The 11,370-nt window shown below is 65.1% G+C and carries 10 protein-coding genes; 2 read left to right on the top strand and 8 right to left on the bottom strand.

Translation table 11 applies throughout. The features are described from left to right. Window positions 1-13 precede the first annotated feature (13 nt). From CEY08_RS09605 to CEY08_RS09575, 8 genes are all read right to left on the bottom strand, one after another. Window positions 14-376, bottom strand: coding sequence for a hypothetical protein (locus CEY08_RS09605; protein WP_063642891.1), 363 nt, complete (start codon window positions 374-376; stop codon window positions 14-16). A 34-nt stretch (window positions 377-410) separates the two neighbouring features. Beyond that, the gene (locus tag CEY08_RS09600) at window positions 411-791 is read right to left on the bottom strand and encodes a hypothetical protein (RefSeq protein WP_076817533.1); all 381 of its coding nucleotides are present in this window, start codon (window positions 789-791) and stop codon (window positions 411-413) included. Window positions 792-1,127: 336 nt separating this feature from the next. After that, window positions 1,128-3,017: a hypothetical protein gene (locus CEY08_RS09595; RefSeq protein WP_126389542.1), complete on the bottom strand. Its 1,890-nt coding sequence runs from the start codon at window positions 3,015-3,017 to the stop codon at window positions 1,128-1,130. After that, a complete protein-coding gene (locus tag CEY08_RS29805) occupies window positions 3,014-3,544 on the bottom strand; it encodes a hypothetical protein (protein ID WP_126389539.1) in 531 nt (176 codons plus the stop codon). The genes CEY08_RS09595 and CEY08_RS29805 overlap by 4 nt, the downstream gene beginning before the upstream one ends. Window positions 3,545-3,571: 27 nt before the next feature. After that, the gene (locus CEY08_RS09590; RefSeq protein ID WP_063960581.1) at window positions 3,572-4,066 is read right to left on the bottom strand and encodes a hypothetical protein; all 495 of its coding nucleotides are present in this window, start codon (window positions 4,064-4,066) and stop codon (window positions 3,572-3,574) included. Beyond that, a complete protein-coding gene (locus CEY08_RS09585; protein WP_042795230.1) occupies window positions 4,063-5,064 on the bottom strand; it encodes a DUF4123 domain-containing protein in 1,002 nt (333 codons plus the stop codon). The genes CEY08_RS09590 and CEY08_RS09585 overlap by 4 nt, the downstream gene beginning before the upstream one ends. Next, the gene (locus tag CEY08_RS09580; RefSeq protein WP_076817527.1) at window positions 5,061-7,940 is read right to left on the bottom strand and encodes a type VI secretion system Vgr family protein; all 2,880 of its coding nucleotides are present in this window, start codon (window positions 7,938-7,940) and stop codon (window positions 5,061-5,063) included. The genes CEY08_RS09585 and CEY08_RS09580 overlap by 4 nt, the downstream gene beginning before the upstream one ends. Window positions 7,941-7,967: 27 nt before the next feature. Continuing rightward, window positions 7,968-8,741 (bottom strand): hypothetical protein, encoded by a 774-nt coding sequence (locus CEY08_RS09575; RefSeq protein WP_076817525.1) that lies wholly within the window; start codon window positions 8,739-8,741, stop codon window positions 7,968-7,970. Window positions 8,742-9,051: 310 nt separating this feature from the next. Here CEY08_RS09575 and CEY08_RS09570 point away from each other — a divergent pair, with 310 nt between their 5' ends. After that, on the top strand, window positions 9,052-9,903 hold the full coding sequence (locus CEY08_RS09570; protein ID WP_042795233.1) for a M15 family metallopeptidase: 852 nt from the start codon (window positions 9,052-9,054) through the stop codon (window positions 9,901-9,903). Window positions 9,904-9,931: 28 nt separating this feature from the next. After that, the gene (locus CEY08_RS09565) at window positions 9,932-11,320 is read left to right on the top strand and encodes a hypothetical protein (RefSeq protein WP_076818147.1); all 1,389 of its coding nucleotides are present in this window, start codon (window positions 9,932-9,934) and stop codon (window positions 11,318-11,320) included. Window positions 11,321-11,370: the final 50 nt, after the last annotated feature.

The raw sequence follows: 11,370 nt of genomic DNA, 5'->3' as shown, positions 1-11,370 counted from the left end.
CTTGCAGTGGCCGCTAAGACGCGCGGGCCCCCATCATGCGCAGCACCCGGTCCCGGATCGACCGCCCATAGGCCCAGCACCAGACGGCCAGCGCCAGCATCGCAACGGTGAAGTAGGCCCTGGCCTCGATCGGCACCGGGTTCATCGCCGAGATCGTCAGAAAGGGCTCATAGCCCACGAAATCGCTGGCGGCCAGCGTACTGAAGATCAACGCCAGGACCGGACCCGTGAAATGCGGGCGCTCGCCGCGTGTGGTTTTGTCGGCCCAGAAGGACCAATGGATGAAACGGCTTAGCTGGATCGTCACCGCGAACAGCGGGATGACGACGGCGAGCATCAGGACGATAAGGGCGACGAGGACTTGAGGCGGAAGCATGGCGGAATTTTAGCGGCACATCAGGCATTGCCCTTCACCCCTTGCACAACCGGTACCGGACCCACAAGCCGATCACGGACAAAATCAGCGCGGGTCCCAGATAGTAGGGAAGAAAGAACAGGAAATACCCATACCCGCGGTCATAGTTCCGGGCGACGTAGTAGGCGAGCAGAGCAGCCACGGCAGCAAACGCCCAGACGGCTACCATGGCCACGGCAAACCACTTGCGCGACGCCTCGGATCCCAAGGCTCCGAAACGGTTTGGGCGCACGTGGACTGCGATCCCGAGGAGATAGAGTAGGGGCAGCGCAAAACCCAAGGCTTTTGTGGCGTACAGGATCATGTCGGTGGACCACATGACGAATTCACGCAAAACCGTCTCCCACGGATCAAGCTCTCCGATGACCCGCTTCATCAAGGTTTATCTCTATCCGGACTTCTGACGTGATCATCGATTCGACACCCAATCGCTTCCCGGAAGCTCAGGGGCCACGTTGCTGGAATCCGATACAAGCGGCGACTTGGCATAGCGCACCGCCGCTTTCCCCTCGGGATAAATACGCAACTCCACTACGATCTCGCCAGCGGGACGCTGAGGCTGGGAAAGCGTCACCTGAAACGGAAAGCGGCCCTCCCCGGCTGCATCTGGCCCGGATTCATAGCGCCACGATATGCTCATCGGCGCGTCAGGCGCTTTCGCATCTCTAAGCTCATTCCTTGATGGCCAGTTCCGACGCCTGCCCGCCGACGACTAGAACGGCAATCCCAATAGCAGCGGATTCGGTGTCGCCATATTGGAGAAGGTTGCGTCGGCCGCTTTCTTCAATTTTTCCGTAAATGTGGGCTGCCGCGTATCGTCGCCATCGTCGATGTAGCGGGACCGGAAAAGCCGTGCATTGTTGGGCAAGCGTTGAATCGCCCAACCATCATCAGGAGGGTCCACCGGATCATGCATATAGCCCGAGAAAATCCGCATAATCGCCGGCCCCAAACGCGGACGCTCGTTATCCGGTAACGACGACACCTCCATGCAGGCGCGTTGATAGCCGTCGGGAGGCGAGATGCGGGATCCCCCGAAGAATGTCACCTTGCCGGGGTGCTTATGCATGATCTCCAGGCGCGCAAAGTCGATCGCGGCCTGCATCGCCGTGATGTACAAATACCCCGGAGCAGCGCCGGTTCGCGCGTCATTGAGCAGCATCCGCAACCAGACCACGTAAACCATGCGATGAAGGTAGAGTTGCCGCGCAAGCGTCTTGTCGCCTTCCATGCCATCGATAGCATCCCGGGCATGCCGCAGTTCCAGCAGTTGCTTGGAAGGCCTCGCCAGCTGTTGCACGTAGCTTCGCAGATCATTACGCACCGTCGAGGTCGCAGCAATATCGAAATCAGCGCCCAAGGCTCTTGCGTTCGTCTTGGTTTTTTCCAGTCCTTCGAAGGGCACGCCGGAAAGTCTGGCTATGCGCCACATTTCCTGTAGCGTGACGCGGCCTATTCCTGGATCCCGCTGCTGAAACCCAGGCGGATAGCATCCCGACACATCGGCACCCAAACCTGGGTACACACGCTCCTGACGCGCGGGAGGCGACATTGGCGTATCGGTTAAGGCACGCAGTGTCGCACCGCCCAGCGTATGCACCCGCCATCTCAGCTCATGCCCCGCAATGAAATGCGCGGCCTTCGCGAGCGCACGCGGCAGTTCCTGGTCGTCTGCAGCGGTGTTGCGCAAGAAGCCAAATGGAGTTTTTGAAGCCAGGAAGCCGACGACAGAATTGTCGCGATACCCCACTGCATCGTAGAACCCGGCAAACACCATCTTGAGCGGGACCTTGCGCTTATCCTCGAGCGTCCATTCAAGCGTATCGCTATTGGCATCGCCGTCGCATTCCTTGCACAGCTCATTAAGAAAAGCCCGAGCCAGCGCCGCCCCCCAATCGCAACCAAAAACCGAAACCTGGATTTCCTCGATCTTGATCGCCTGCGAGGAAATAGCGTTCTTGAAGTAGGAAACTCCTTGAGAAATACGCGGAGCAACACCGGAGTTGATCGCCTCGAACATGAATCGGGAATCACGAACCGGATCAAGCTGATCCAAAATGGCGCGTGTAATGTTTCCGGCAGCATCCTTGACAATCTTGACACCAGTCCTGCCTGGATTTCGTATCGCATCTCCCACATCCTTGCGCACTTTGCCGGGCAGCCCCTTCATTGCGTCACTGGCAGCTTCACCCACGCGCCTGCCTTTGAGGATGTCGAGACCGATGTCCTTGGCAGTATCCTTGGGAAGATCCTTGGCAGGATCCACGGTGACGCTTTTAAGCATATCTCCCGCGATCGATCCCGCTTGATTCTTGGCGAACTCGTAGGCATCCAAATTCATTTCGGTACCCAGGCCGGCCACGTAGTACCCAGCTCTGGCTATCGATCCAACGGCGTCCCTTCCAAACGCCCTGAACAAGCGCCCAACATTGGATGGCGGCAGTACCGGATCCGCTACGTTCAGGCCTATGCCATCAAAGAAAAGCGCGACATGCAATTTCCCATGGCATTTGACGCTACTGCTCGGCTCACATGCGACGGCGCGCATGACTTCGCGTTCCTCATCCAGCGATATTTCTTTCCAACTATCCGCGGCGCTCATCGATTCGACACCCAATCGTTCCCTGGAAGTTCAGGATCCACGTTGCCTGACGCAACTCCGAGAGGCGTCTTGGCATAACGCGCCGCCACTTTTCCCTCTGGATAGAGACGCAGCTCCAGAACCACTTCACCTGCGGGACGTTTTGGCTGAGGGAGCGTCACGTGAAAGGGATAGTTTCCCTCCTCGGTTGCCTGCGGACCAGAGTCATATCGCCAGGACACCTCGAAAGGAGCCTCGGAGGAGGTCGGCTTGTAGCCGAACCCGTATGCATTTTTCCCAGTAGCGTCATTGGCATCGGCAAACCATCGCTGTCCGGTCGTAGTCGAGTACGCGATGTCATAGGGTGTGAAGTTATAGGCATAGACAGTCACTGCCCCTTCCAGAGCGCTTCGTGGAACATTTTGAGTCTGGCTTCGCTCCACGTAGACATAAGTCCCCGCCACCACGGCCATCACCGCCAGTACGCCCAGTGCGACCCACCGCCCGAGTTTCGAACGCCCCGACTTTCCCTGACCTCGCTCAGACATCCCCGACATCCCTCTATCCCTTGTTGATCATTGACTGACCCAGTCGCCGCTGTTCCACACCGATTCCGGCGCGCCCATAGGCTCTGGCATTTCTGTTTGCGTCGCAAAGCGGGCCTGCACCCGGTCCGGCGCGGTAAAGCGCAGCAATAACGCCGCGGCATTTCCCGGACGTGGCACCTTCAATTCAGCGCTATGCGGATACTGCTTATCGCTGCCGTTGATGGCCCCCCACACGACCTGCACAGGCTTGCTACGGCTGTCCGGACCATAAATGCAGGCGCCCGAAAGCGGGCCGCCCGGCGCTCCCGATGCTTTCGCTACCCGATCGCCCGGGAATGCGCCGGATGAGTCCTCCAGGCGATAGCCGATATCGACCTCTGTGTCGTTGCGGGCTTCGCAGATCAGCAATGGAGGCAAGAGCGCGGCGTAGGCCCAGCGGTAGACGGGCGGACCTGCGATGGCGCCAACGGCAACCAAGGCCAGTATCAGCACCGTCCAGAGCCACAGACGTTTGGACTTCATGCAACTCTCCTGTGCGCAGATTCCGTGGGCAGCGGTTCGATGGCATAGCCTGCCGGGGCCTCAAACTCTATCGCGCCATCCTGCATCGCCAACTCGGCCCTGACGGCGGCGCGTTCTTCGGACGCAAGGCGCTCCAACACGCCATCCAGCGCTTCCCCATTTCGTAAACGCGCCTGGACCACCGAGCTGCGGTGCGCCATCGGATGCAGATCCAACGCATCCAGCGCGTAGCAGAACTGGCGCTCGAAGGTCGTCAGCCCATGTGCCGCCGCCACCCGCGAAAGATGACAAGCCAGAGCGTACGGCGTGGGGCGCGTCCAGCGGGCCAGCATGGCTGGGACCCGCTGCATCAGCGCGTCGAGCAGAGGGCCGGGTTCGCATAAGCGCATCACGGCTTCCGTCTGCGGCGGGGTCAGGATCCAGAGCGGAGAGTCCGGTCTTGCCACCGGCCCGCCCGACGCCAACGTCAGGGAGCAGACCCGGTTCCAGGGATCGACCCAGGACCAACTTTCGCCCGGCTTCAACATGCCGCGCAGCACGTCTACTCCCATCAGCATCAGCATGGGTTCCGCGTGGCGGGGATCGTAGTAGCGCAGCAGGAAGTCCAGGCCATCGTCGGTCCGCGCATCCAGCCAACACGCCAGATGCCGGGCCATCTCTTCAAGAGGCCGTTCGGTCCATATCCAGGATACGGCATGATGCGCCTGCCCGACCCGCCACAGCCACTCGGCCTGCGCGAGATCCGGCTGCGCCAGCATCGGGCCGATGGATGCCGCCACGACCTCGTGCCGCCGCGCGTATAGCGATGCATCGCCAGGATCCCCGAAATGGCGCAACAACTCGGCGGGCGCGGGGTCCCGACAACCGTCCAGCATGCCGGGCTCGACCAGGGCAAAGAGATTGAGGTCCGATACTTGGACGCGAGCGCTGGCCTGGACCTTGGCGTGCAGGCTCTTGAGATCGGAATGCAGGACCAGCGGACGAACCTGATTGCTCATGTGCGAAACACCGCTGGCAGTGCCTGCTTCATGGCGTTCTTCAGGCATTCGACGCAAACCTGGCCAGGCATGGCCGGAAACTGATAAGGCATCTGGTCAGGCCCGGCAAACTGCTTGTTCCCTGTCTTCACATCGATCCGCCCCGGCGCCGTCACCGTGATGTTGCCGCCTTCCAGCACGATGCTGGCGCCGGCCGCGGTGGCGATGCGGATGCGCTTGGGCGCGGCATACTCGACATTGGTCTGCGCGCTGCCGATGGTGATGTCCTTCTGCGCCTGCATGCGCAGGATGTCGTGCTGGGCCTGGACGTGCACGTCGCCGGTGGCGGAAATCAGGTCCAGGCCAGAGTCCGCGCCGCCCTGCTGCAACCCGGCGACGATGCCCAGCCCCTGCCCCGTATGCACGCGCAGCGCGCCCATCACGGCCAGGTTCTGGTCCTTGCCGGCCGACCAGTGCACGGTCTCGCCGGCGGTGTATTGCATGTGTTGGCCGGCGACCTGCGCCAGGCCTGCGCGCGCGGCCATGAACACGACCGGATCGGTCAGGTGCGGCACCTTGCCCTCGGCCGCCTGAGTGTGTTTGGCCGAGGCGTCACTGCGCGCGCCATCCAGGCTTTCGCCTGCGACGGTACCGGATACCGCGCGATGCATGGCGGCCAAGGGCGCCTTGCCGTCGTCCAGCACGCTCGCTTCAGTTCCCTTGGAGCCCAGCGCGCTCGCCAGCCGCAGGCCCTGGTGCGCGCCGACCACGCCATCCAGCGAACGCGCCATCTGGTCGGCCTGGTTCGCCAGCGCTTGCAGCCCTGCGGCCTCGCCTGCGGGGCCGGCGCTGGCGCCGGTGCCGGCGTAGGTGCTGAGCAGCACGCCCGCGCCGCCGCGCACGGCGCCGTAGGCGTCGGTGCGCAGTTCGGCGCCCAGGCCGCGCAGGCCGCCGCGGTAGTTGCCAGCCTGATGGATCAGATGGCCCAGGTTCAGCTCGCTGGCTTCCTGGCTGCTCTTGATTTGCAGGCGCAGTTGGCCGTCGCTGTCGTCGAACACGATCTGGTTGTAGCCCGAGCCGCCGAACTCCTTGCTCTTGAAGCCACTTAACGCGGCAGCGTTGCGGTGGTTATCCTCGCCGCCTCCGGCGCCATGCCAGGCAGGCGCATTGCCTCCGGCGAGGTTAGCCTGCGCGCTGGGCGCTGCGTCGCGGGCCGCGGCGTAGACCTGCGTGTCTGCCTGCCCTCCATCGCGGCCGCCCGGCGTAGCCGGCGTGCCGCCTTCGCCCCGGCCGTTGTACAGCGCGCCCACCACGATGGGCTGGTCCACATCGTCGTCCAGGAAACGCACCAGCACCTCCTGACCGATACGCGGCACGAAGCTCATCCCCATGCCGGCTCCGGATTGGCGTTGCGCCACGCGGGCCCAACGGCTTTTCGCCAGGCCCTCTTCGCCCTCGGCCTGCCAATGGAAACGGATGCGCACGTCGCCACGCTTGTTGCGCAGAATTTCGTCCTGGCCCCGCGCCTGCACGGCGCCATCCGCGTCCGTCACAAGGGCCGTGTGCACGCCATGGACGGACGGCGCTCCATTCAGGCGCGCGCCACGCGCTTGCGCAAGTGCAGGCCGCCACGGACGATCGCAGCGCACCGCCTGGAAACGGTTGGCGTAGCCCACTTCATGCGCCTTGGCCAGGACGGCGCCGTCGGCCCTCGACGGATCGGCATCCTGGCGCCCGGCGCCGGGAGGCTCGGGCGCCTCGGCGTCCAGCGTCAAATGCGCATCCAGGCCGCCAAGGCGCTGCGCCAGCGAGGCGCGCGTCTCGGGTGGCAGGTTGTTGATGCCGACGTGCTCGATCCGGTCCAGCGCGAAGACCGGCTCAAAGCCCTCTTCACCGGAAGGCCCGAGCGGGGACATGTTCTGCAGGGTGAATCGCGTGCCCGATCGGAAGGTGCGCACACCGCCCAGGCCGGCAAAGGTCTCCGCGCCGGCCTGCACGGCTTCCATTGCCAATCTGGCCTGGCGCCGCGCCTGCGCCTCGTCGGCGAAGCTGCCGTGACCGGCCACCTCATACCATTCGAGGCCGTCCTCTTCGCCGCCGTCGGCCGGGCGCGCCAGCGCCTCTGCCGCCACCGCGCGCTTGCCGCCCGCGTGCCAGCCCAGGACCGTGACGCGGTCCGGACCGCGCCGCCACTGGCGTGCCATGGCCTGCACGGTATCGCTGGACTCGGTCGCGCCCGCGCGGTGAAAGCGCACGCCGCGGCCCGCTGATTCCGCGTCCTCGGCAAGGCCCCGGCTGTCGGCAAACACCAGCACTACGTGCCGCGCGGGCACCTCGGGATCTTCGACCATCGTCCAGCCCAGTCCTGCTTCGGCCAGCAACCGGCTGATGAAGGCATAGTCGGTTTCGCGGTACTGCGTGGTGTAAGGCCGCGGCGCCACGTCGGCCAGCGCTTCGGTGGCATCCGCCGCCACGCGATGCACATAGCCTTCGTACGCGCCCAATACATGGCCGATGATGTCCAGCACCGGCCGCGCTTCGAACACGCGGCTGTTGCGCTGTTGGGTGGCGAGCCACAGCCACGGCACGACCGTCAGGCGGTAACGCGCCAGGCCGGCATCGCCGGACAGCAGTTCGGCTTCACGGACCAGGCCGCTGCGGCCCGCGCGGCTACCATCCGCGCGCGTCGTCCACAACGTCACAGGCCGCCCAACCATGTCCCCCAGATCCAGGCTGGCGCTCTCGGCCAGCGCAACCAGCCGTATCTGCGCGATGCCGGACAGGGCTTCGCGTGCAACCCAACCTTCAATCTGCAGCGAGGCGAGCGCGCCTTCGCCTTCCAGGGTGTAGAGGCGAGCGTCGGAGCTGAACAGGCCGGGCGTTGCAGTCGGATCCATTGCGGAAAAAAAACCTTCTCTGAAGACTCAGGGCTCGACGTGGGCTTGCGGATTGGGGCATTCGGGCGCGGTGCCCCAATAGCCCGCGCATACCCGCAAGCGGCATTGTTCGCTTTCCAGGAAGCCCAGCTTGCGGCATTGCTCCAGGCGCGCCGTCAAGGGCGAGCCCGGCAATTCGCGGATGAAGACACCGTCGCTCTTGTAGACCTTGGTCCCGGGCGGCGAAGCTGGCGGCAGGCCGTAGGACATCAGCGCCGCAAGCAACGCGGCGTCGGAATCGTTGTTCGGCGGCTTCGCGCGCTTCGCCGTGGCTGGCGACGCAGTTGAGCGCGCGCTATTGGCAGCATGCTCCGCATGCTGCACCGTGGGTCCGCCGGCCTTGGGCGCGGCGGACGGCGCGGGCGGCTGAGCCTGCAACGCGGCGCGGGGCTGCGGCGCAGTGGCGGTGACGGCCAATGCCGACAAGGGATTCTCCGGCACGCGGTCCGCGTCGTCATCCGGGCGCGTCAACTGCGCCAGCGGGTGGTCTTCGATAATGGCCGCAGCGGACGGTGGCGCTACGGTTTCGGCGGCGCGCGCAGTGGCCGCCGGCGCGGGAACCGGAGCTGAAGCAAGCACCGGAGCAGTGGGTTGTTGCGCTGGCGCCGGCGCGCCGGCCTCCGCCACCACAGGCAAGGCAGGCGCATCGAACACGCTATACAGCACCCCGCTCGCGGCGCCCGTCAGCAGTAGCAGCAACAGCGCGAGCGGCAGGCGGGAACGGCGCTTGGGCGCCAGGTGCTTGACCTCCGCGTCCGGCACACGGCCCTCCAGCGCGGCAAGGATGCGCGACGCCGCGCGTTCATCCGGTGACGGTGAGCGTCCTGCGAGCAAGCTGGGAACAGAGGTCGGTGATCGCGATCTTTTTTCGTCTTCTGCCATGCGAAGTCCCGTGTCTGCAGAGGTCGTCTAAACCCCTGTAACCAAGGGGTTCGAGAATACCTGATGACTTCTTTCGCATCATCGTTTCTTGTTACGAGTTCTAAGCCACAGACGCGTTTTGCAACGTCCAGGCGCTTGCCTGAATCCCGAATAGAACAAAAGATTACGCCTTCGTAACTGAGGGACCTCTTTGCTTCTCCTCCTGCCTTTCTACTTTCTGCTCGTCATAGGCGTATCCGCGCTGCTCGTCTTCCCATCTTGGCGGGAGGCCGCCGCGCGGGGCGCACGCGCGCTCGCACAGGGAATTCGCCAGGGCATGGCCCGTGGCGCGGGACATGCGGGAGGGGCCGTCGGCGGATCGGCCCATGCGCTGCGCACGGGCTTCGGAAAGGCCGGCGGCGCGTTTTCGGCGTACCGCTGGCACATCGCCGCTGGCCTGCTGGTTGTGTTGCTTCCGTCACTTTTTGCTTTCGTCATGCGACACAATCACACATTTGTTTACGAGGATCGAACCGCTGGCCCCGACCCTCGCATCCAGGCTCTGCTGACCGGCGAAAGGCTGGTGCCTCCTCCTCCGCTGCCGCCTGAAGCCTTCACGACCCGCGAAGTGGAAATGGTGCGTCCCAACCTGGGCGGGGCGAGCCGCGACTGGAACCTGCTGGATGCCGATTACCGCCAACGCCTGCTGGCTGCGTACCGCGTGATGCGCGAAGAACACGGCTACGAGATGGTGCTGATAGAGGGTTATCGCAGCCCCGACCGCCAGGCGGAACTCGCAAAGATGGGCTCGCACGTGACCAATGCCGGCGCCTATCAGAGCTATCACCAGTTCGGACTGGCCGCCGACAGCGCCTTCTTGCGGGACGGCAAGGTGGTCGTGTCCGAGAAGGACCCCTGGGCAATGCGGGGCTACGAACTGTTCGGCGAGACCGCCGAACGCGTTGGCCTGACCTGGGGCGGCCGCTGGAAGATGATGGACTTCGGCCACACCGAGCTGCGCCGCCCAGGCGTCATGCAACGCAATGGCGGGGCCGCGCGATGACCAACACCGGATACGTCGGATCGCATTCATGACCCGCATTTTCAAAACCGGACTGCTGCTGGCCCTCGTCTTTGGCGTGGTCTGGCTCGCCGTCATCATCTGGTGGCAGGAATCGCATACCTTGCCCACCGGAGTGGACATCGGCCTCTATCTGTTCGCCCTGCCGCTGGCGCTGATCGCCACGGCATGGGGCGGCATGCGCATCGTGCGCGCGCGCCGCGAAGCGCGGACCGCGCCGACGCAGCCCGCGCAGGACGGCGGCGCCCAGACAGCCGAAGCCCCGCCCCAGGCCGCGCGCCTGCGCGTTCTGGCCAGCGCGGCCAGCGCCGCCATGGGCAGCGAGCCCGCAGCCATCCACGCAGCGCTGGCCGCGCAGAAGCGTCCGGACCTGGATCCCTCATTCAAAAACACGCACGGATTTCCAGTCTTCAGCGCCCGGGCGCCGCAACTCGATACCGATGCGCTGCGCGCGACCGCGCGCGAGGCCGGCGCCCCGGCCGCCGCGCTCGATGAAGAACGCGTGCGCGCAACCGCCCTGTTGGCAGAGGTCGTGGAGACGCTGTCGCAGGAAGCGCGCGCCGTCGTTCTGAATCAGGGCGAGCCGCAACGCGACGACGCATGGCCCCTCTTGCAGCTGGAATTGCTGCTGCCGTCACCATGGCCCGACGCCGTCCGCGACTACACCGCGGACCATCTGCGCGCGTTGACAGCCTGGCCGGCCAGCCGCGTCGTCGTGCACCAGCATGCCGCGCAAGACGCGCTTGCCTGCGACGGCCTGTTGCGCCAACTGGCGCACGACTCCCAGGTCGCTCGCGGTGCAACACTGTGCCTGGTCGCCGTCACCGACTCCTACATCGATCCCGCTCGCGTCGAGCAATGGGACGCCGCCGGCCGGCTTATGTCCAACGTCAATCCGCAGGGCCAGGTGCCCGGCGAAGCCGCGGCGGGCCTGCTGCTGGACCTGGCCTCGCACGCGCCCGGCAGCGAGCCGGCGCGCACCGACGGCGCGCTGAACCTGACCCTGTCCGCGCACGTCAGGCGCGCCGTCGGCGCCGACGCGCGCGGCGCGTTGCATGAACCCCGACTGACCGAATTGGCCACGCAGTTCCTGGCCGAGCAAGGCCAGTCCGCCGACGGCGTCGCCGCGCTGATCAGTGACGCCGACCACCGCGGCAGCCGCCCGCTGGAGGCCGCGGGCCTCGCATCGGCCCTGTTTCCCGCGCTGGATCCCAACCAGGACTGCCTTGCGGTGGGCTCCGGCTGCGGCCACACCGGCGCGGCAGCGCATTTGCTGACCGTGGCGGTGGCCGGCGTCGCCTGCGCGCAGGCAGACGCCCCCGTGCTCGCCCTCATGACCCAGGATCCCGCGCTGCGGACGCTGGTGCTGGTGTCATCTTCCGAACCCCTTCCCGCCTGACCCACAAGAACAAAGCTCAAACCATGCGCAGCCCCTCCGATCTGCTATCC

Origin of the sequence: Achromobacter insolitus, assembly GCF_002209555.1 — a bacterium.
In the GTDB taxonomy this organism is placed as follows: Bacteria; Pseudomonadota; Gammaproteobacteria; order Burkholderiales; family Burkholderiaceae_B; genus Achromobacter; species Achromobacter insolitus.
The sequence above is the reverse complement of the archived record's forward strand: the minus strand, read 5'-3'. Positions and strand labels throughout refer to the sequence as shown.

What these genes read in the sequence shown, in the direction of transcription:
- CEY08_RS29805 (WP_126389539.1), bottom strand. Translation starts at nt 3,544, where the DNA reads ATGTCTGAGCGAGGTCAGGGAAAGTCGGGGCGTTCGAAACTCGGGCGG.
- CEY08_RS09580 (WP_076817527.1), bottom strand. Translation starts at nt 7,940, where the DNA reads ATGGATCCGACTGCAACGCCCGGCCTGTTCAGCTCCGACGCTCGCCTC.
- CEY08_RS09590 (WP_063960581.1), bottom strand. Translation starts at nt 4,066, where the DNA reads ATGAAGTCCAAACGTCTGTGGCTCTGGACGGTGCTGATACTGGCCTTG.
- CEY08_RS09595 (WP_126389542.1), bottom strand. Translation starts at nt 3,017, where the DNA reads ATGAGCGCCGCGGATAGTTGGAAAGAAATATCGCTGGATGAGGAACGC.
- CEY08_RS09585 (WP_042795230.1), bottom strand. Translation starts at nt 5,064, where the DNA reads ATGAGCAATCAGGTTCGTCCGCTGGTCCTGCATTCCGATCTCAAGAGC.
- CEY08_RS09565 (WP_076818147.1), top strand. Translation starts at nt 9,932, where the DNA reads ATGACCCGCATTTTCAAAACCGGACTGCTGCTGGCCCTCGTCTTTGGC.
- CEY08_RS09600 (WP_076817533.1), bottom strand. Translation starts at nt 791, where the DNA reads ATGAAGCGGGTCATCGGAGAGCTTGATCCGTGGGAGACGGTTTTGCGT.
- CEY08_RS09605 (WP_063642891.1), bottom strand. Translation starts at nt 376, where the DNA reads ATGCTTCCGCCTCAAGTCCTCGTCGCCCTTATCGTCCTGATGCTCGCC.